This is a genomic window from Candidatus Dormiibacterota bacterium (assembly GCA_035635555.1).
In the GTDB taxonomy this organism is placed as follows: domain Bacteria; phylum Acidobacteriota; class Polarisedimenticolia; order Gp22-AA2; family Gp22-AA2; genus Gp22-AA3.
Genome location: DASQAT010000028.1, coordinates 175,017 through 194,954, shown reverse-complemented (window position 1 = coordinate 194,954; position 19,938 = coordinate 175,017). Strand labels below are relative to the sequence as shown.

Genomic DNA, 19,938 nt, shown 5'->3' with positions numbered 1-19,938 from the left:
TGTTAGATTGGCGCCTCAATCGAGACCAACGGGAGATGCAAGAAACCGCAACGAGTCGAGGCATGGCACTGACGAAGGATCTCAAGACCCAGATCATCAGTTCTTACCAGACCCACCCGTCGGATACGGGATCTCCCGAGGTCCAGATTGCCATTCTGAGCCGTCGGATCGAAGATCTGACCGGGCATTTCAACGCGCACGCCAAGGATCATCACTCCCGCCGCGGCCTGCTCAAGATGGTCGGGACCCGCCGCCGCCTCCTGGACTACCTCAAGGACAGGAACGCGGAGCGCTACCGAGAGCTGATCAAGAAGCTCGGGATTCGCAAATAGGAAGGCACGGCGATCCCGGGCGACCGCGCCCGCGGGCGGAATCCACGCGAACGGGATGGCTGCGAGCGAACCTGAGGACCGACTCCGGGGAATACCAGAAGGGAACCCTGTCTTCATACTTACTTCTGGACGTTCAGTCTTCCCTTCCCCTGGCTTCGACCTCTTCCTCGCTCCGCCGCCGCCCACAGTCGCGGTCGGTCGTCGATGGTGCCTTCCATAAATCGCCGGGCGCCCAGATGCGCCCGATCGGACGCCGGGACGCCTCCGTGGCGCGCCTTGTCCGGCTGAGGAGACTGTTTGATGAGCACACGCACCATTGATTTCGGCGGAAGACCCCTGATCGTCGAGACCGGCAAGATCGCCAAGCAGGCGGACGGTTCCGTCACCGTGCGCTACGGGGACACCGTCGTCCTGGTCACGGCCACCGCGGAGCGCAAGGAGCGACCCGGCATGGGATTTCTGCCCCTCACCGTCGATTACCGCGAGAACACTTACGCCGCCGGGAAGATCCCCGGCGGTTTCTTCAAGCGGGAGGGGCGCCCGAACGAGAAGGAGACCCTCACCTCGCGCATGATCGACCGTCCGATCCGTCCGTTGTTTCCCAAGGGCTGGTCGTACGAGACGCAGGTCATCGCCCTGGTCCTGTCGGCCGATCTCGCCAACGATCCCGACGTGCTGGCGATCACGGGCGCCTCGACCGCGCTGCACCTGAGCGACATCCCGTTCACGACCCCGATCGCCGCGGTGCGCGTCGGCCTCAGCGATCAGGGTTATGTCCTGAACCCGACCTACGAGCAGATGGAGTCCAGCCGTCTCGACCTGGTCGTGGTGGGGAGCGCCACCGACGTGGTGATGGTCGAGGCCGGCGCGAACGAGGTCTCCGAGAGCGAAATGCTCGAAGCGATCTGGTTCGGCCAGCAGCACTGCAGGACGCTGGTCGGTGTGCAGGAGGACTTGCGACGCGAGGTCGGAAAGCCAAAGCGCGCGCCGAAGATCCGCGAGCTGGATCCCGCGCTCTACCGCCAGATCGAAGCCGCCTGCCGCGACCGTCTCTACCAGGCGATGAAGATACCGGTGAAGATCGACTCGTACCGCGCCGTCGCCGCCCTCATGGACGAGCAGGTCAAGGCGATCCCGGACTCCGAGCCGTTGAAGCGCGAGGAGGCGGCCCTCATCCTGAACGATCTTCACAAGAAGATCAGCCGGCACGAGATCCTGGTGGAGCGCCGCCGGTTCGACGGCCGGGCCTCGGACCAGGTGCGCAAGGTGACCTGCGAGGTCGGCGTCCTCCCGCGCACGCACGGATCGGCCCTGTTCACCCGGGGCGAGACGCAGGCCCTGGTCACCAGCACGCTCGGGACCTCCGAAGATGCCCAGCGGCTGGACTGGCTCGAAGGGGAGTCCGAGAAGCGCTTCATGCTGCACTACAATTTTCCGCCCTTTTCCGTGGGGGAGGTGAAGTTCCTGCGCGGTCCGGGCCGGCGAGAGATCGGCCACGGCGCGCTTGCGGAGCGCGCCCTTCTTCCCCTCATGCCCGGGGAGGATGATTTCCCCTACACCATCCGGCTGGTCTCCGACATTCTCGAGTCCAACGGCTCCTCCTCGATGGCCTCGATCTGCGGCGGCTCCCTCTCCCTCATGGACGCCGGCGTGCCGTTGCGTTCCGCGGTGGCCGGTGCGGCGATGGGCCTTGTCAAGGAGGGGGACAACTACATCATCCTGACGGACATCGCCGGTGTTGAGGATCACTACGGCGACATGGACTTCAAGGTCGCGGGCACGCGCGAAGGGATCACCGCCCTGCAGATGGACATCAAGATCGACGGCATCAGCAAGGCGATCATGGAGCAGGCCCTGAGCCAGGCGCGCCAGGCCCGCATGCAGATCCTGGACGTCATGGACACGACGCTCGCCAAGCCGCGGGCGAACATCTCCACGTTCGCCCCCCGCATCTTCACGATCCGGATCAACAAGGATAAGATCCGCGAAGTCATCGGCCCGGGCGGCAAGATGATTCGCTCGATCATCGAGAGGACCGGCTGCAAGATCGACGTCGAGGACGACGGCCGCATCCACATCGCCTCGGTGGACGAGGGCTCCGCCATGAAGGCGATCGACATCATCAAGGAAATCACCGCGGAGGCCGAGCCGGGCAAGACGTATCTCGGGAAAGTCACGCGCATCGCCAACTTCGGAGCCTTCGTGGAGATCCTCCCCGGTCTCGAGGGGCTGCTGCACATCTCCGAGGTCGCCGAGCACCGCGTCAAAGAGGTCCAGGACGAGATCAGCGAAGGCGAGGAGATCCTCGTGAAAGTGATCGAGGTCGACGGCGACCGTGTCCGGCTGAGTCGCAAGGCGGTGCTGCGCGACAAGCGGATCGAAGCCGGTGAACCCGCGCCTCAGGAGGTGGCGGCCGGCGCTCCTGGACCGTCCGGCCCGCGGCGCCCGTTCGGAGGCGGCTCGGGCGGGCATGGCGGCCACGGCCGGAGGCATTCGTCCCGGCACCGCTAGGAACCGATGATCGCCAGCCAGGAGCTCCTTCCTTGACACAGCAGATCGGCGAGTGGCTCGTCGGCAAGGGAAAGATCACCGAGGAGCAGCTCCAGCAGGCCCTGCACGACAAGGCGTTCTTCGGCGAGCGGCTCGGGAACAGTCTCATCAAGCTCGGATTCATCGACGAGGACACTCTCGGAGACTACCTGGCGGAGCAGTCGCGCACGCGCTACGCGGCGGCCCGACGCCTGGAACGTGTTCCACCCGAAGTCATCGCCGCCGTGCCGGCCCGGATCGCCGCAAAATACTGCATCGTGCCGATCGGGATCGAGAGTCGCCGGATCCACCTGGCGATGCGCGATCCGAAGGACTTGATCGCCCTGGACGAGATCGCCTTCCTCACGGGGCTCCCGATCGAGCCCTATGTGGCGACCGAGTTCCGGTTGATCCGGGCGATTGAGCAGTATTACCATATCAGTCTCGGCACGAAGGCGATCCCGGTGGCCCCGGGACCGCCCGAACCGGCGCGTCCGAGGGCGGCGACTCGAGCCGCGGCCCCGGCACCTGTCCCCCGGGGGCCCGAGGTCGGTCTCGACGGTCTGCCGCTCAACGCAAGCCCCGACGATCTCGACCAGCCTTTCATGGATGCGACCGGCGCCGCTCCGCCGTCGATCGGCTCCGGAGAGGCTGTTCCGAGCTCGCTCGAAGCCTGGAGGGAGCAGGCCGAGGTCCAGGAGTCGGCGGCGCGGCCGCGCGGCGCGGCCGAGGTCTCGCCGTCCGCTCCTCCCCGGCCGCGACCCGTGATGGTGCGTGGAGGCGTGATGTCGCCCGCCGCCGACGGCGCTGCCACCGCCCCGGCGACCCAGCCGCCGGCCACGACGATGGAAGCGGTCTCCACGCGCCTCCGCCAGGCAGAAACGCGCGACGAGGTGTTCGACGCGGTTCTCACCTTCACCGCATCCCGCTTCACGCGCGCCGCCCTGTTCGTGGCGCAGCCGGACCGCGTACTCGGTTGGAGCGGCCGCGGCGGCGGCCTGCAGCCGCTGCGGGTCCGCAACGTGATCGTCCCTCTCGACCGCCCCTCGCTCTTCGTCTTCTTCCGGACCGGGGGAGACTATTTCTATGGTCCGGTGCCGGACCTGCCCGCGAACGCCAAGTTCTATCTCGATCTGGGCTGCCCGCCGCCGGCGCGCGTCCTGCTGATGCCGCTCACGATCACGGACAGGCCGGCGGTCATTCTCTACGCCGACAACGGACCGGAGGCCTCCACGGCGCCGGACGTCCAGCAGTTCCGGCGTCTTCTCGGGAAGGCGGCGCTGGCGCTCGAGGTTCTGATCCTGCGCAACAAGATCATGATGATCTAGGGGTCCGCGGGGGCCCAGGAGGGGTCGCGCGCATGACGGTTGCCCTCCCTCGTCTCACGCCCGGGCAGGAGACCACGCTCCTCGACCTGGCGCGGCGCGCCGTCGCGGCGCGTCTGCAATCCCGGCCGGCTCCCCTGCTCGAGAACCCCTCCCCCAGGCTCCTCGCGCCGCAGGGCGCCTTCGTAAGCCTGCACCTGGGCCGCGCGCTCCGAGGCTGCGTCGGCGTGGTGATGCCGGTGCGCCCTCTGGCCACGACCGTGACCGAGTGCGCGGCGGCGGCCGCGACCGAAGACCCGCGTTTCGACCCCCTCGGGACAAGCGACCTCGAGCGCGTGACGATCGAGATCTCGGCCCTCGACCCGCCTTTCCGGATCGCGGACCCGTCGCGGCTCATCCTCGGAACCCATGGTCTGATGGTGACCATGGGACGCAGGCGCGGCCTGCTCCTGCCCCAGGTTGCGGTGGGGCAGGGGTGGAACGTCAGCACATTCCTCGAGGAAACCTGTCTGAAGGCGGGCCTGCCGCCCGACGCGTGGACGCAGGGGGCGATGGTCGAGGCGTTCTCAGCCCAGGTGTTTGCGGAGCCGGAGCGTCCGGCTCACTGAGGGACGATCGAATCCCCGATCTCGATCTCGCGGATGGCGTTCAGGATCTTCACGGTGGCCGTGTTCTTCTCGGCGAACAGGACCACCAGCTGACCGATCACCTTGACGGGTGGCAGATTGTTGTTGTCGTCCTTCCAGTTCTTGGGGTTCTGGAAGCGGCGGTTGTTGATCTGGTAGTTGTATTTGATCCGCGGGAGCTTGTCGAACGGCTCGCTCGGAAGGAAGACGGTGAGGAAGTCACCCGGCTTCAGTCCATCCTCGTAGCCCATGTCGATGTCGGCGATCTGGCCCGGGGACGCCCGCTCCTGGTTGTCCTTGACGTGCACGACGTAGCCGGTGTCCTTGTCCGGGGGGACGACGGTCAGCTGGTCGAATGGCGGGGCCATCCTGGCGGGCAGGACCGTCACCAGAAGCGGCACCAGCGCCTGGCCCGTGCGGATCTCGTCACACGCCATGGAGATGGTGGCGATCGCCGTGGTCTCCTGAGCCGCCAGCACCTTCACCGTCCCGAGCCTGCGGTAGTAGTAGCCGAGAAACTTGTGCGTGATGGGGTGACGCACCTCCCCCTCGCGCTCGATGGCGCTGTACTCGGTCCCCGGCTCGACGTGACCATTGGCCTTGCCGCGGTTCAGGTAGAGGATGTCCCCCTCGGTCAGGCCGACCTTGGCCTCTTCGACCTGATTGGAGATGAAGTAATCCGGCCGCTCCTCGCGCGGCGCGATGAAGCCGCTGCAGCGAATGTCGAACTCGTCGGCCAGCGGAACGACCTTCGGGACGGTGCGCGGCGCGTGCGCCGAGCCCGGAGACGGATGTGCGGCGGGCGGCTTCTCGGCGGTCACAGGGGCCGGCTCCTCCGTCTCCGCCTGCTCCTCGGTCGGCTCGGGCTGCGGCGGCTTCGCGGCCTCCGGCGTCGCCGGAGCGCCTTCCTGTCCCTGCGGTACGACCTCTCCGACCACCGTCGGGCGCGCGGGCAGTAGCAGCGGGTCTCCCGGGTAGATCCAGTGCGAGTCCTGGATGTACCGGTTCTCGTTCCAGATCTGCGGCCACAGGTAAGGATTACCGAACACCAGGTCGGCCAGGTCCCAGAGCGTGTCACCGGGGACGATGATGTGCAGGGTGGCGTCCGGTGGGAAGCTCTCCGGATCGGGCGGGTCGTACGGCGTCCAGTGATCGCCGACCTTCTTGAGGTTCTTCGGCGGGAGCGTGGAACCGGGCTCCAGAGCGACACCGTCCTTCTTCGAAGTCCCGCGGTGTTTCCGGGTTCCCTTCCGGGGGGCGGACCGGTCCGCAGGCTGATCCGCGCCCTGCGCGGAACCCTGCGGCGCCGGTGTCCCGACCGAAGGCTCGGCGGAGGACGCGGGTTGATTCTCCTGCGCGGACACGGAGGCCGGGAGGAGAAGAACCGATCCGAGAAGGAGTGCCGGCATCCGGGTCAGAATCGATGAGCGTCCAGTGTGCATTCTCGTATCTCCTGACGGCCGGCCGCGTCGAGGACGGCGGGGCGCCACGGCTACAAAAATATGTAACGGAGTCCCGAAGTCAAGACTGGCGCGGCAGATGGCGGCTGGCCGTCGGACCGATTACAGAATCGCAACAGACCCGAGGAGTCCGTTCCGCCGACCGACCCGGCTCGGGCAGGGGCGCGGAGGATTCAGGGCGGCCCGGAACCGCGCGAGCGCAGGTCCTGGAGGGCCTGTGCGGCCTGAGGGCAGGGCCGGCTCGCGGAGAACGCCTCCCGGAACGATCGTTCCGCCTCCTCGAAGCGCCCCTCCTCCGCGCTCATCCGGCCGAACGCCACGAGCGAAGCGCAGCCGTGCGGGTCGAGGAGGAGGGCGCGGCGGATCTCCACGGCGGCCTCCTCCTTGAGACCGCTGCGCCGGCAAAGCAGGGCGAGCGCCGCGTGCTGGTCGGCGTCGCGCGGGGACAGCGCGACCGCCCGCCGGTAGTCCTCGATCGCCTCGTCGATGCGCCCCCGGGCCGCCAGGAGGGCGCCGCGCGCCGCGAGCGAAGGGGAAGCCAATGGTGCTCTGCGTTCGGCCGCCTCCCAGTCCCTGAGCGCCCCTTCCGGGTCTCCGTCCCCGAGGCGTCGCAGCGCCAGCGCCTCGCGCGCGGGCGAGAACGACGCCTCGATCAGAAGCGCCGATTCGAACTCACGGCGCGCCTCCGACGGCCTGCCGGAGCGATCCAGCACCAGCCCCAGGTCGTAGTGGACCACCGCGTTGTCCGGGGCCTTCTTCAGCGCCTCCCGGAACAGCGACTCGGCGACCGCGTTGCTCCCGACGGCGCCGAAGAACAGCGCTGCGTTCACCACCGCCACCGGAACATCCCGACGGGGCAGCAGACGGCGCAGGAAGGCGGGGGCCGGATCGAGCCGCGCCGACGCCGCTTCGGCACGTCGCACCTGGTCCAGGACGGAGACCGCGAGGGACGGGTCGTCGAGGTCGATCGTGGGCGCTCCCTGGGGGCTCTCATCGCGCGTGAACACCGAGGCGGCCAGGTCCACGAACACCGGCCGCCAGCCGTGTCCCTGCGCCAGATAGCGCAGCAGACCGGCGGCCTCAGGGCTGTGGCGGTGGCTCCAGAGGACGGTGCGCGCGCCGAACCTGGTCGCGGTCTCCTCGAACACCGACGGATCGGTCTGCAGCGCCAGGTAGGTCGAGAAGAGCGCCTGGTCGTGCACCTCGAGGCGTCCGTCGATGAAGGTGCGCCGGGAGGGCTGGAATCGCCACGCGAGATAGCCGCCCATCGTCATGTCGTGGATCACTTCGCCCGGAGGGTCCCCCTCGAGGATGAAGTCGGCGGCCCCCTCGGGGTAGAAGCCGGGGGCCCATCCCCGTCCGAAGTAGCGCTGCGTCCCGTCGCGCTCGAAGAAGCGGTTCGACCAGACATCCGCGAGAAGGAACAGGGTCAGGGCCGGAAGGAGCAGCCCCGCGATGCCCGTCGTGAGCCGCCGCCCGATGGAGACCCCGCGCGCGGACGCCGCGAAGCGTGACCCCGCCCGGCGCAGCGCCTCGTCAAGCCCCTGCACCGCGCCCGGCACCGCGGCCAGGGCGAACAACGGAATATTGCGCCGCGCCAGGAGGGCCAGAGCGAGAAGCGCCGTCAGCACGGGCGCGTCCGAGACGCGCACCGACCTCCAGCCGACGATCATCGCCAGCATGACGACAACCGCGAGGATGGCGAAGGCGGCGATCGACGCGGTCGGATCGTATCCCCCGAACGGAGGCTGGAACTCGGCGATGCTGCGCGCGTAGACGTTGTCCGTGGCGATCCGTTCGAACAGGAGTCTCCACGGCAGGCCCCATCCCGCCCAGCCATACGGCGTCAGGAGGGTCGCCCCGAGCGCGAGGATCGCGATCCACGCGGTGCGGCTCCGGGAGGACCAGCCCCGGGCCGGTTCCGCCTCCGGGCGCGACCTGCCCCAGGTCTCGAGACCGTCCCCGGCGATCGTGAGGACCAGGACCGCCGCACCGACGACGAACAGCGCGTGACAGTTCGCCCACAGGGCCATGAGCGGCGGCACGAGGAGCATCAGGACCGGGCGTCGGCGGCGCTCGCCCAGCAGGAAGAGAAGAGCGGCGAGGAACAGGAAGGACAGGGCCTCGGGCCGCAGCGTGAACCGCTCCTGCGAGGCGAGGATGGCCAGAAACAGGAGGGGTGCTGCGACGGCCGGGGAGACGTCCCGCCGCAGCGCCGTCACCATGGCCAGGCTGAAGGCCCCCGCGATGAGCGCGATCTTCAGACCCTCGAGCCCCGGCCAGCCGGCCGAGCGGTGCACCAACGCCAGCAGCACCTGGAACAGCCAGTGCAGATCGGTCCACGGATGCCCGGCCGACGCATAGGTGAAGGTATCGACCCGAGGGACGGCCCCCTCCTGCAGGATGCGCTGCCCGGCCAGGAGGTGCCAGTGCAGGTCGACCTCGGCGAGCTGCGTCAGGCAGAACGAGGCGCAGAGCAGGATGAGGAGCCCAAGGCCGACCCGGGCGATCCAGTCGCTCATGCAGGCCGCAGATTTCCAGGGGCGCGGCACGCGGTCAGCGCCGCGTCCCCGTGCCTATAGGACCGGAACGGAAGGAGCCCGTCCGGCAACTCGACGCCCACGGAGGACCGGTGTTCCACGATCACCATGCCCCCGGGCGTCAGAAGACGCGCCGACAGCGCGAGCACTTCCGCCAGGGCGGGATCGTCGTAGGGAGGATCGAGATAGACAATCTCGAAGCGCTTCCCGGTGGTCCCGAGGCGGCGGAGGGCGGCGCGCGCGTCTCCCTCGACGATCTCGGCGGCACCGGACCACGCTCCGAGCTTGAGGTTCTCGGCGATCAGGCCGAGGGCGATCGGGTCGCGCTCCAGGAAGACAGCTCGACCGGCGCCGCGGCTCAACGCCTCGCAGCCGACGGCGCCCGTGCCGGCGTACCCGTCCAGGAAACGCGCTCCTTCGATGCGCGCTCCCAGGATGTCGAACAGCGCCTCGCGCACCCTGTCGGATGTCGGCCGGGTACGAAGTCCCCGCGGCGCCTTCAGCCGGCGCCCCCTGGCTTCTCCGCCCGTGAGTCGCAAGACCGCTCCAATGCCCGTCAACGAGGGCCGAGGATTATACACCGCGCCGATCACGGCACCTTTCCTTGACTTCCACCGATCCCCCCGGTACGATCTCGCGCAACTTCATCAAGGAGTTGAGTTTCTGCCATGCGGGTCATGAGGGAAGAGCGCGGTAGGTGATGAATCGGCTGACGCGGGGGGGTCTTCTCGCCCTGGCGCTCCCCACGCTCTACGGCGCAATCCTCCTCCTGGCTCCGACCCCGGGTGCCGCGGCCCTTCTGGCCCTGCGGCCGGGCTCCATCGATCATCCCCTGCACCTCATCGGGGCCGATTTCGATCAGGACGGCTACGACGACCTGGTGGTCGCCAACTTCGAGGCCGGGACGGTCACCGTGCTGATCAACCAGAAGGACGGGACGTTCGCGCTGCAGAAGGATTCCCCGAACATCGTCGGAGCGGCCACCATCAACCAGCCGACCCTGGGGCCCGTGTTCCTTGCCACGGGCGATTTCAATCCCGAGGACGTCGACGGCGACCGCGTGAACAACGACGTCGACAACTGCCCGAACGTCTACAACCCGCCGAATTGCCCGGCGAACGACAAGATCAATTCGCCAGAGTGCTTCGTGGACAACCCGTGCAAGAACCCCGCGAAGGTCCCCGTCGACTGCGCGATCAAGGACCCGGTCACGTCCCAGTGCGACAGCGACGGCAACGGCGTCGGAGACCAGTGCCAGATTCTGGACTCCGCCTGCCAGAACATCGATACCGATCTCGATCTCGTGCCGGACTATGACCAGTTCGCGGTGCCGGCGAGGCTCGACAACTGCCCGCTCAATCCCAACCCCGGGCAGGAGCCGGAGACGGCCGCGGGGATCGACGGAATCTGCGGGACGCCGGACGACAATCTCTTCCTCGTCCCCGCCGGCGCGCAGTGCGGCGTCCAGCAGACTCCGAAGGTCGGCGCCGTCTGCTCGCGCAGCAACGACCTGGTCGTCGTGAACAGCAGCTCGGGGGGCGGCTCGGCGCTGGGGCTGGTGCGAGTCCGGGTCAACGACACGACGGGAGGGCTGCTCAACCGTTTTTCTCTGCAGGCAAGCTTCGGGGCGTCCCATGCCGTGGTGGCCGACTTCAACGGCGACCTCCGACTCGACATCGTGGTCTCCAACACGGGGAGCGACGCCCTGCAGTTCTTCCCGGGCGCCGTGGGAGGCGACATGGGAGAGGTCTGCCTGGGCGGCAGCAACGCCGGCAGGTCGTGCGTGTCGTCCGTCGATTGTCCGGGCGGCACGTGCCAGCCGACCACCGTCCTCCTCGCGGGGGGGCTCTGCTCGGGTGGCACGCTGAACGGCATGTCGTGCGCGACCAGCGTCAATTGCTCCGGCGGCGGGACCTGTCGCCTTTCCCCCGTCCCCGGAATCAGCGCGACCTGCACGGGCGGCTCCGATCCCGGCAAGGCGTGCACAGTGGACACGGATTGTCCTTCCCGCGGGACCTGCCGCTCCCCCACCGGGCCTGAGGGGGTGGCGGCCGCGGATTTCAACGGCGACAAGGTTCCCGACCTGGCCTTCGCCAACCGCATCGCGGGGAACGTCGGCATCCTGCTGAACGGTGGAGCGGCCGCGTTCACTCCGGCTCCGGGCTCCCCCTTCCCGGTTCCGGGCCAGCCGGTCGACGTGCTCGCGGGGTCCCTCAACGGAGACGCGTGCGCCGATCTGGTCGTCCTCGAACAGGGATCGCTGAGCTGCCAGGGCGGCACGAGTCCCGGGGCGTCCTGCCTCATCGACCCGGACTGTCCGGGTGGCGGCCTCTGCCGTGTCCCGGGGAGTCACGGGACGATCAGGGTCTTCACCACGACCTGCACGCAGGGCTCCCTGGTGGCGGGGCAGAGCATCGATCTCGGAAGCGGCCACGTCCCGCGCGGCGGCGCCCTGGTCGATCTCGACGGGGACGGCAACCTCGACTTGGCGGTCGCCGATTTCAGCGGCGGGCAGGTCCTGATCTACAGCGGGTCCGGCGGCGCGACGTTCGCGCCGGCGGTCACGCTGACGGGGCTGGCGAATCCGTCAGCCGTGGCGACACTCGATTACGATCACGACGGCAGACTGGATCTCGCGGTCCTCGGATACTCCGACAACAGCATCACCCTGTACCGGAACAGCGGATCCCCCGGCAGCCTCGCCTTCTCTCTCGCCCCGACCTCGCCCGTGTCTCCCTGGAGAAACATCGCGGCGATGGCACTGTTCCCCGCCGACGCCTCCGTGGGACAGGACGTGGTGATGCTCAACACCACTCCGCCGCGTCTTGACGTCCTGTCCGGCACCGGCACCACCTTCCGCGGACTGCCGCCGGAGCCGCTCCTGGGCCCGCTGCGCGCCACCGGAATGACCGTGGCCGATCTTCGACAGGACGGTGTCTCCGACCTCCTCGTGCTCGACGACGACACGGCGGGGACCGTCACGCCTCTCATCACCGAGCTGACCGGCGTGCAGACGGAGCGCCCGACCTTCCCCGCCGGGAACGGGCCGGTCTCCGCCACCGTCGCGCCGCTCACTCTGCACGGAAACGACTACGACCAGGACGGAGTACTCGACGACGTCGACGACTGCCCGACGCGCTACAACCCGCCGAACTGTCCGGCGAACGACACGATCGGCTTTCCGCACTGTTTCGTGGAAAACCCCTGCACCGATATCATCAAGGCTCCGGTCAACTGCCTGACCAAGGACCCGATCACGTCCCAGTGCGACAGCGACGGCAACGGCGTCGGCGACCAGTGCCAGATTCTCGACGCCGCCTGCCAGAACATCGATACCGATCTCGACCTCGTGCCCGACTACGATCAGTTCTCGATCCCCCCGAAGCTCGATAACTGTCCATGGACCGCGAATGCCGACCAGGCCGACGCCGACGGCAACCATATCGGCGACATCTGTGACGGCAGCGGCTGCGACATCATTTCGGGCGCCGGCGGCATCTGTCACGCCGGACCGAGGGCGAACGCCCGGTGCAGCACCGCGGCCGATTGCGACGCTCCGGTGAACGACGCCGTCGTGGTCGATCAGGCCGGCGGAGCGTTGTCCTTCCTGATCGGGGACGCTTCGGGCAGCCTCCGGCCGGCGCCCGGGACCTGGTCCGCGATCGGCGGGCTCGCCAATCCGGTGGCCGCGGTCGTCGGACGCTTCGCCTACACCTGCACCGGGCTGATCTGCGCCGGCGGCAGCAACGTCGGCCAACCGTGCACGGGCGACGTCGATTGTCCCGGCGGGCACTGTCAGAGCTTCCCGCTGGTGTGCGACTCCAAGTCGGACCCCGCCCTGATGGTTGCCGAGAAGGGGGCCCCGGGAAGCGGTGACGACGACCTGAAGCTGTTCTTCGGCGACGGCGCCGGGGGCTTCGCGCCGCCCGCGTCACCGGTCGCCGCCCAGGCCCCCCTGCAGGGGGACCCGAGTCATCTGCTGATAGCACCCGAGCAGAACGTCTGCGGCAACCCGTGGCTGACGTTGAGCGATCAGCGCTACCACTTCGACGACGACAACACGACGAGCGTGATCGCCGTGGTCGAGCCGGGCACGTCCACCGTCGACGTTCTCCTCCCGAGCAACGAAGGGCCGGCGCCTCCTCCCGGGAACCCCAATCCCCTGACCTTGCCGTCATCGCCGGTGGACGCCACGTTCGTGGATGTCAATCAGGACGGGTACGTCGATCTGGTCGTCCTGTCGTCGGGGGACGGCGACCCCGCGACTCCGAACCTCACGATCTTCCTGGGGATCGGAAACGGATTGTTCTTCACCGATCCGTCGTTCAACCCGACCGACGTTCCGGACGGGATGACTTTCCTGGCGACGGGACAGGTCAATCTGTCCGTCGACTCGACCTACCCGGACGTGGTCCTGTTCGACAGCGTGAGTCGGAGTCCGGTCATCATGACCAACATCGTCCCGGAGCGGGCCGACATCGACCATTCCGGGCGCGTGGACGGCTACGACCTCGCGCTCCTGGCCCGCTCGTTCGGTTCGGTGCGCGGCGAGGATTTCACGATCCAATCCGACGGCACGCTGCTGCAGAACCCCGATCTGGGGTCGACCCCTGCGTATACGCCGACCCGCCTCCTGGTCGGAAGCGGTGTGCGCAAGGAGGGCATGGACCTGCCCGTGCAGACCGGCACGAGCGGCTTCCTCTTCTGCGATCAGGTGCTCCAGCCGCTCACGGGACTCTACGGCCTTCCCGTGGACGTCAATCTCGACGGCCGGGTGGACGGTACGGACCTCGCGCTGATCGCGAGCCGGTTCGGCAGGACCATCCCCTGAGGATTACTCCCCATCCTCCTCCGGGTACATGTTGTAGTAGAAGCAGAAGGTCACGCCTTCCCTGGGCTCCGGGAAGTCCGGCGGCAGCGGCGGGAGAGGGCTGCTGCTGGTCAAGGCGTCCGCCGACGCCCGGTCGAACGGAGCGACACCGGAAGGACGCACGGCCTGCACGCTCGATATCGCTCCATCTTTTTCTATCACGAAGCGCTGGCAGACCCATCCGCGGATCCCGTTCTGCGCGGCCAGAGGAATCCGTGCGTACCAGTTGTTGCGGATGACGAGATAGATTCTGCGGGCGTAGTCGCCCCACGGGAATCCCTGCGTGTCGAACGACATGGTGCCGTAGCTGCCGCCACGCAGGTACGCCGGATTGTTGAACTGGAACTTGTACTCTCCGGCCTTGAGATCCGAGAGCGCCTGCTTCAGGCTCTCGCGCGGGTCATCCCCCTGCTCGGCGGTCCCCTCGGGTACGCCGGGATCAACCAGAGGGCTCCCCTCCCGGCCGGGCGCCGCCTGTCTTCCCGGCGCGCTCTCCGGAGATCTTCCCTGCGCGCGCGGCCCGTCCGGTCTCGGCGCGGAGGCAATCTGCGGGGTGCTGTTGCGGGCGACTGCCCCGGTCCCCGTCGCGCCGTCCCCGCTGGACGACGACCCGCGGCGCGCCCGGCTCTGCGCCTCGACATCCTCCCTTCCCTGCGCGCGTTTGGGATCCGGCTTGACCCTGTCGATCGACGTCCCTTCCGAGTGAGGATCGATGGAGAATCGCTTGGCGTCGGGCGGCGTGCGCGTCTCCTGACGCGCCCGGCGATCCTTGTCCGACGCGAGCGGTGCTGTGGGGTTCTTGCTGCTCGCCTCGTCGTGCGGGACGCTCACGTAAGCGAACTTCAACGGAATGTTCCGCTTCTCGGACTGTCTTGGCGCCGGGGCCGGCCCGCCCGCCAGAGCCGCGGGCGGCTCGGGCCGCGCCGGCGGGAGGCGGGGGGAGAGAAAGGTGATGATCGACTGCGGCAGGAATCTGGAGGCCGCGATCGGCCCGAACATGACGAGCAGGAGCAGCAGGAGGTGCAGCCCGATTGACAGGAGGACGGCCTCCGATCGGCCGACCTTGAGGGTCGGCGTCTCGACAGGCTCGCTCAGGGACAGAAATTCCATGGTGCTTCACCCGGGGACTTCAGGGCGTTACAGGGCCGCGGCGATCTGGTGGAATCCGCGGCGGATGGCGTTCATGTCCGTCTCCCGGAACTCGGGGTGCACCCGGTTCGTCAGAAGAACGTAGATGCGCCGCGCGTCCGGATCGATCCACAGGGAGGTTCCCGTGAACCCCGTGTGCCCGAACGACCGGCGCGACAGCGCCCCTTCCGCGGCGGTGCCGGGACTCGAGGCCAGCAGGAACCCCAGGGAGCGGTCCTCTCCGAGCCCCGCAGTGAGGTTGGTGCTCATGAGCAGGCGTTGCGATTCCTCCAGGAGCCCTGTCCCCGGGCCCAGGACCTCCCGCGCCATCAGGTGGACCGCCCGCGCCGTCCCGAACAGGCCGGCATGGGCGCTGATCCCGCCGAGAGCGCGGGCGTTCAAGTCGTGCACCACACCCCAGGCCACCTCCGCGCGCCAACCATTGTAACCATCCCCTTCCGGCCCGGCGAGGAGCCGCTCTTTCCGGTTTCCCTCCTCGGTCGCGGCAATGCGCCTTTGGAGGGCCGGTTCGGGTCGGTAGAGCAGGTCCGTGATCTGCAGAGGGCCGGTGATCATCTCCGCGAACAGACGCTCCAGAGACGCTCCGCCCGCTCGCTCCAGCGCGAACCCCAGCAGGATATACCCGGGGTCCGAATACACCACCCGGGCGCCGGGCGGCCGATCCAGGGCCAGGTCTTTCAGGGACCGGAGATACTCCTCCCGGCCGGTGGCGTGGACGTAGAGCGGCTTCCAGGCCGGCAGACCGGACCGGTGCGTGAGGAGATCGAGGAGACTGATGCGCGAGGCCTCATCCTCCCGGTCCCATTCCGGCAGGAGGCGCACCAGCCGATCCTCGCAGCGCAGCCGGCCCGCCGACGCGAGTCGCGCCGCCAGGAGCGCCCCCGCGAAAGGCTTCGTGAGGGACGCGAGGTCGTAGAGGGTCGAGGTCGCGGCCGGAATTCGCCGCGGACGCACCACGGCCAGGCCGAGAGCTCCCTCCGCGAGAACACGACCCTCCTCGGCGACGAGGTAGGACGCTCCAGGGAAGTCGCCGGCCTCGACGTGGGCGCGGAGGTACTCCTCGACACGGACGTCGCCGTTCACCGGACGCCGTCCCGGCCCCCCGCAGGGCGGCCGGCCGCGGCGATCTGCTCCACGATCCGCAGGGCGGTCTCGAGCGCGCGCAGGCCCTCGTCCGCCGACACACCCGGGGCATCCTCTCCTCTCACGCGGCTCACGAAGGCGCGCAGCTCCACCAGGAGCGGCTCCTCGCGATCCGCCGACAGCTGTTCGCGGACGATCTCCGGCGGCGCCCCCGCCGCGCGCTTCAGGGTGTAGATCACCCCCTCCTGTCCGGCGTAGTCGATGGACAGGTAGGAGTCCGCCTCGAAGACGCGCAGCTTGCGGACCCGGTCGGTGCTGATCCGGCTGGCGGTGACGTTGGCGACACACCCGTTCTCGAATCGCAACCGGGCGTTGGCGATGTCGACCTTGTCGGTCAAGGCGTGCACTCCCACCGAGTCGATCGAGGCGATGGGGGACGGCACGAGACTGAGGATCACGTCGAGGTCGTGAATCATCAGGTCCAGGACGACGTCCACGTCCGTGCTGCGCGCGGTGAACACCCCCAGGCGGTGTGTCTCGATGAAGCGCGGGTCGCGCACGCGGTCTCGCGCCGCCCGCACGATCGGATTGAAGCGCTCCGTGTGGCCGACCAGGAGGAGCTTCCCCGCGCGCTCCGCCTGCCGCGTCATGGAGACCGCTTCCTCGAGACTCGCGGCCATCGGCTTCTCGACCAGGACCGCCAGGCCGCGCCGCAGGCACGCCTCGACGATCGGGGCGTGCGCCGAGGTCGGTACGGCCACGCTGACCGCCTCGAGGTCGCTCGGCAGGTCCGTGAAGGAGCTCAGGGCGGGAACGCCGTGGCGCGAGGCGACCGAGGCGGCGCGATCCGGGTCGGCGTCCACCACCGCCACCAGGTCGGCCTCCTCCAGGCCGGCGTAGATCCGCGCGTGGTGCTGACCGAGGCTGCCGACACCGATCACCGCGACACGGACCGGGCGGCGGCCGGAGGTCCCCATGAAGCCGCCCTTCAGCGGATCACGCCGCGGCGGCTTCCGCGGATGAAGGCGGCCAGGGTCTGCACCTCCGGCTGGGCCGGAAACTCGGCCTGCAGGCGATCGAGAGCCTCCTGGAGGGTGAGCCGCGAGCGGAACAGGATGCGGTACGCCTGCCGGAGAGCCTGGATCGCCTCCGGAGCGAACTGCTTGCGCTCCAGTCCGACCATGTTGATGCCGAAGCTCTTGGCGCGGTTGCCGACGGTCAGGACGTAGGGCAGGGCGTCCTGCGTGATGACCGAGTACCCTCCGATGTAGGCATGCGCACCGACTCGGCAGAACTGGTGCACGCCGGAGAACGCCCCGATCGTGGCTCCATCCTCGACCACGACGTGCCCGGCCAGAGTCGCGGCGTTCGCGAATATGACCTGGCTCCCGACGCGGCAATCGTGCGCGACGTGCGTCTGGGCCATCAGGAGATTCCCCGACCCGATCCGCGTCACCCCACCTCCCCCCACGGTACCGCGATGAACCGTCACTCCCTCCCGGAAGATGTTGTCGTCGCCGATCTCGATCGTGGTCCGCTCCCCCCGGTACTTGAGATCCTGGGGCGCCATTCCGATGCACGCGAAGGGGAAGACGCGGCAACGGGCGCCCATCACCGTGGGGCCCTCGACGACCGCGTGCGGGCCGATCTCGCAGCCGGGCCCGACGGTCACGTCGCGGCCGATGACGCTGAAGGCTCCGACCGTCGTCCCGTCACCCAGGCGCGCCCCCGCGTCGATTTGAGCGGTGGGATGGAGTCCGGCGGGGGCGGTCATGGGACCTCCGGTTGCGCGGGGCCGTCCCGATCGACCATGGACGAGAACAGCTCGGCCTCGGCGACCAGGCCTCCGTCCACGAACGCCTCACCTCGCAGCCGGGCGGAACGCGAGCGCAGCTTCAGGACTTCCACCTCGAAGCGCACCTGATCGCCCGGTGTCACCGGGCGCCTGAACCGGGCGCGGTCGATGCCGGCGAAATACACCAGCTTGCGCTCGCGGTCCGGGACACCGCGCAGGAGCAGCACCGCGCCGACCTGGGCCATGGCCTCGACGATCAGGACTCCCGGCATCACCGGATTTCCAGGAAAGTGTCCCTGGAAGAACGGCTCGTTGAACGTGACGTTCTTGATCCCGACCACCTTCCGCCCTTCCTCCATCGACACGATCCGGTCCACCAGCAGGAAGGGATACCGGTGCGGCAGGATCGCAAGAATCTGGCGGATGTCGAGGACGCCCTGCGGTTCGTCCATGTCCCCCTCGTCGCGCTGCGCGCCGCGCTGTCTAGGAGCGTCGCGCCCGGCGCGCCCGCGCTGATTTCGCCGACGGACGACCGCTCTTGCCCTGACCCGCGGCGCGCTCCAGGCGGGCGACGGCCCGCAGCAGATCCGGCAGGCGGCGGAGAGCCGCCTGGCTTCGCTTCCACTCGCGATGGTCCGAGGCCGGGTGCCCCACGACGAAGGAGCCGGCCGGCAGGTCCTGCAGGACCGCCGACTTGGCCCCGACCACCGTACGATCCCCGAGTACGAGGTGCCCCGCCGCCCCCGACTGCCCGGCCACGATCACGCCGCGGCCGAGACGCGTGCTGCCGGCGATCCCCGACTGGGCCACGAGCACAGAGCCCTCGCCGATCGACACGTTGTGGCCGATCTGCACGAGGTTGTCGATCTTCGTTCCGCGCCCGACCATCGTACTGCCAAACGTCGCCCGGTCGATGGTCGTGCAGGCGCCGATCTCCACGTCGTCTTCGATCACGACGTTGCCGACCTGGGGGATCTTGGCCCGCGCTCCGGCGGCCTCTGCATAGCCGAAGCCGTCGCTGCCGACGACGCTGGATGCATGCACGATGACCCTCGCCCCCAGAACGGAGTGGGAGTAGACCACGACACCCGGGTGCAGCACCGTGTCCTCGCCTATCCGCACATCGTCGCCCAGGACGACACCGGGCAGGAGGGCGGCGCGGTCCCCGATCGAGCAGTCGCGACCGGTGACGACGAACGGTCCGATCGAGACGTCCCGCCCGATACGCGTCCCCTCTCCCAGCACGGCCTGCGGGCTGAGCCCGGGCGCCGGCCGCGCCTGCTCGTAGAAGAGGCCCATCGCCGCGGCCAGGGCGACGTACGGGTTCTTGACCAGGATCAGGTTGCGCCCCGGGGCGATCCCCTCCTCGCTCACGATCAGGCCGGCGGCGCGGGACCCCTCGGCGGCCCGCCGGTAGCGCGGATGCGCCACGAAGCTGAGGTCCTCGGGGCCGGCCTGGTCGAGCGGCTTGATGCCGGAGACCGTGCGACTGGAGTCGCCGCGCACGGTCCCTTCGACACGGGAGGCAATCTCACCCAGCGTGTAGGCTCCCAACGGAGCGTCCTTCAGCGGCCCCCCGGCGGCTTCGGCGCATCCTTCGGCGCCTCCTTCGGCTTTTCGGGGGTCTTCTTGGGCTGGGCCTTCCCGGTGGCGGGCAGGGCCGCGGCCTTGTGCATGTCGTTGAACTTCTGGATCAGGTCCTGGGTGACGTCGACCTGGGGCGAGTTGTAGGCGATGACGCTCTTGTCGAGGACCAGCGTGAAGTTCCTTTCCTTGCCGTAGACCTCGAGGGTCTCGACGAGCATCTGCTGGAAGCGGTTCTGGACGTCGTTGAGCTGGGACTTCATCTCCCGCGTGGCGTCGTCGTTGAGCCGGTTCAGCTCGATCATCTTGTTCTGGATGTCCTTCTGCATCTGCGCGGCCTTGTCCTCGCTCAGGCTCTGCTGCTGCTGGCGCAGCTTGTCCTTCAGGGCGTCGATCTCGGCCTGCTTCTTGTCGATCTCGGCCTGCAGGCGGTCGCGCGCGTCGTTCAGGTCCTGGTTGTATTTCTTGCCCACCTCGGTGAGCTTCCACACGGTCTCCGGATCGAAGACGCCGACCTTCGGCGGCTCGGCGGGCTGCGCGGGCAGGGACGTGGCGCCGAAGGTGAGGAGCAGACAGACCAAGGGGCCGCACAACCATCGTGGCATCGAGGGTCTCCTTGACTCGCGACAGCGGGCCATGACTATA

Annotated in this window: 15 protein-coding genes; 5 read left to right on the top strand and 10 right to left on the bottom strand. The window is 68.7% G+C overall.

Features of this window, described 5'->3' with window-relative positions; genetic code table 11:
- The first annotated feature begins 62 nt into the window (after positions 1 to 62).
- The 4 genes from rpsO (at position 63) to amrA (ending at position 4,794) form a co-directional block, all read left to right on the top strand.
- Positions 63 to 332: a 30S ribosomal protein S15 gene (gene rpsO, locus VEW47_07670; protein HYS05057.1), complete on the top strand. Its 270-nt coding sequence runs from the start codon at positions 63 to 65 to the stop codon at positions 330 to 332.
- A gap of 300 nt (positions 333 to 632) precedes the next feature.
- A complete protein-coding gene (gene pnp, locus VEW47_07665) occupies positions 633 to 2,843 on the top strand; it encodes a polyribonucleotide nucleotidyltransferase (protein ID HYS05056.1) in 2,211 nt (736 codons plus the stop codon).
- Positions 2,844 to 2,875: 32 nt separating this feature from the next.
- Positions 2,876 to 4,189, top strand: a complete 1,314-nt coding sequence (locus VEW47_07660; GenBank protein ID HYS05055.1) for a hypothetical protein — start codon at positions 2,876 to 2,878, stop codon at positions 4,187 to 4,189.
- A gap of 32 nt (positions 4,190 to 4,221) precedes the next feature.
- Positions 4,222 to 4,794 (top strand): AmmeMemoRadiSam system protein A, encoded by a 573-nt coding sequence (gene amrA, locus VEW47_07655; GenBank protein HYS05054.1) that lies wholly within the window; start codon positions 4,222 to 4,224, stop codon positions 4,792 to 4,794.
- Here the strand turns inward: amrA and VEW47_07650 are convergent.
- The 3 genes from VEW47_07650 to rsmD all read right to left on the bottom strand — a co-directional run bounded on the left by VEW47_07650 (position 4,788) and on the right by rsmD (position 9,351).
- Complete coding sequence (locus VEW47_07650) at positions 4,788 to 6,254, bottom strand: LysM peptidoglycan-binding domain-containing protein (protein HYS05053.1); 1,467 nt, start codon at positions 6,252 to 6,254, stop codon at positions 4,788 to 4,790. The two genes, amrA and VEW47_07650, sit on opposite strands and share 7 nt — an antisense overlap.
- Before the next feature lie 191 nt (positions 6,255 to 6,445).
- Positions 6,446 to 8,794: a tetratricopeptide repeat protein gene (locus tag VEW47_07645; GenBank protein ID HYS05052.1), complete on the bottom strand. Its 2,349-nt coding sequence runs from the start codon at positions 8,792 to 8,794 to the stop codon at positions 6,446 to 6,448.
- Positions 8,791 to 9,351, bottom strand: a complete 561-nt coding sequence (gene rsmD, locus VEW47_07640) for a 16S rRNA (guanine(966)-N(2))-methyltransferase RsmD (protein ID HYS05051.1) — start codon at positions 9,349 to 9,351, stop codon at positions 8,791 to 8,793. Before rsmD ends, VEW47_07645 begins: the two co-directional genes overlap by 4 nt.
- A 161-nt stretch (positions 9,352 to 9,512) precedes the next feature.
- Here rsmD and VEW47_07635 point away from each other — a divergent pair, with 161 nt between their 5' ends.
- Complete coding sequence (locus VEW47_07635; GenBank protein ID HYS05050.1) at positions 9,513 to 13,643, top strand: FG-GAP-like repeat-containing protein; 4,131 nt, start codon at positions 9,513 to 9,515, stop codon at positions 13,641 to 13,643.
- Positions 13,644 to 13,646: 3 nt separating this feature from the next.
- Here VEW47_07635 and VEW47_07630 read toward each other — a convergent pair whose 3' ends face one another.
- The 7 genes from VEW47_07630 to VEW47_07600 are packed head-to-tail and all read right to left on the bottom strand — an operon-like array spanning position 13,647 to position 19,898.
- Positions 13,647 to 14,792: an energy transducer TonB gene (locus VEW47_07630; protein HYS05049.1), complete on the bottom strand. Its 1,146-nt coding sequence runs from the start codon at positions 14,790 to 14,792 to the stop codon at positions 13,647 to 13,649.
- 27 nt (positions 14,793 to 14,819) lie between these two features.
- Complete coding sequence (locus tag VEW47_07625) at positions 14,820 to 15,914, bottom strand: serine hydrolase domain-containing protein (protein HYS05048.1); 1,095 nt, start codon at positions 15,912 to 15,914, stop codon at positions 14,820 to 14,822.
- Positions 15,911 to 16,891, bottom strand: a complete 981-nt coding sequence (locus tag VEW47_07620) for a Gfo/Idh/MocA family oxidoreductase (GenBank protein HYS05047.1) — start codon at positions 16,889 to 16,891, stop codon at positions 15,911 to 15,913. The genes VEW47_07625 and VEW47_07620 overlap by 4 nt, the downstream gene beginning before the upstream one ends.
- A gap of 11 nt (positions 16,892 to 16,902) precedes the next feature.
- Positions 16,903 to 17,688: an acyl-ACP--UDP-N-acetylglucosamine O-acyltransferase gene (gene lpxA / locus VEW47_07615; GenBank protein ID HYS05046.1), complete on the bottom strand. Its 786-nt coding sequence runs from the start codon at positions 17,686 to 17,688 to the stop codon at positions 16,903 to 16,905.
- The gene (gene fabZ / locus VEW47_07610) at positions 17,685 to 18,161 is read right to left on the bottom strand and encodes a 3-hydroxyacyl-ACP dehydratase FabZ (GenBank protein ID HYS05045.1); all 477 of its coding nucleotides are present in this window, start codon (positions 18,159 to 18,161) and stop codon (positions 17,685 to 17,687) included. Before fabZ ends, lpxA begins: the two co-directional genes overlap by 4 nt.
- Before the next feature lie 31 nt (positions 18,162 to 18,192).
- The gene (lpxD, locus tag VEW47_07605) at positions 18,193 to 19,263 is read right to left on the bottom strand and encodes a UDP-3-O-(3-hydroxymyristoyl)glucosamine N-acyltransferase (GenBank protein ID HYS05044.1); all 1,071 of its coding nucleotides are present in this window, start codon (positions 19,261 to 19,263) and stop codon (positions 18,193 to 18,195) included.
- An 11-nt stretch (positions 19,264 to 19,274) separates the two neighbouring features.
- Positions 19,275 to 19,898, bottom strand: a complete 624-nt coding sequence (locus tag VEW47_07600) for an OmpH family outer membrane protein (protein HYS05043.1) — start codon at positions 19,896 to 19,898, stop codon at positions 19,275 to 19,277.
- Between the last annotated feature and the right edge of the window lie 40 nt (positions 19,899 to 19,938).

Bases quoted from the DNA above. Each gene is read 5' to 3' on its own strand.
- VEW47_07600 (HYS05043.1), bottom strand. From the start codon at position 19,898: ATGCCACGATGGTTGTGCGGCCCCTTGGTCTGTCTGCTCCTCACCTTC.
- fabZ (HYS05045.1), bottom strand. From the start codon at position 18,161: ATGGACGAACCGCAGGGCGTCCTCGACATCCGCCAGATTCTTGCGATC.
- VEW47_07650 (HYS05053.1), bottom strand. From the start codon at position 6,254: ATGCACACTGGACGCTCATCGATTCTGACCCGGATGCCGGCACTCCTT.
- VEW47_07630 (HYS05049.1), bottom strand. From the start codon at position 14,792: ATGGAATTTCTGTCCCTGAGCGAGCCTGTCGAGACGCCGACCCTCAAG.
- VEW47_07635 (HYS05050.1), top strand. From the start codon at position 9,513: ATGAATCGGCTGACGCGGGGGGGTCTTCTCGCCCTGGCGCTCCCCACG.
- pnp (HYS05056.1), top strand. From the start codon at position 633: ATGAGCACACGCACCATTGATTTCGGCGGAAGACCCCTGATCGTCGAG.
- rpsO (HYS05057.1), top strand. From the start codon at position 63: ATGGCACTGACGAAGGATCTCAAGACCCAGATCATCAGTTCTTACCAG.
- VEW47_07645 (HYS05052.1), bottom strand. From the start codon at position 8,794: ATGAGCGACTGGATCGCCCGGGTCGGCCTTGGGCTCCTCATCCTGCTC.
- VEW47_07620 (HYS05047.1), bottom strand. From the start codon at position 16,891: ATGGGGACCTCCGGCCGCCGCCCGGTCCGTGTCGCGGTGATCGGTGTC.
- lpxA (HYS05046.1), bottom strand. From the start codon at position 17,688: ATGACCGCCCCCGCCGGACTCCATCCCACCGCTCAAATCGACGCGGGG.
- amrA (HYS05054.1), top strand. From the start codon at position 4,222: ATGACGGTTGCCCTCCCTCGTCTCACGCCCGGGCAGGAGACCACGCTC.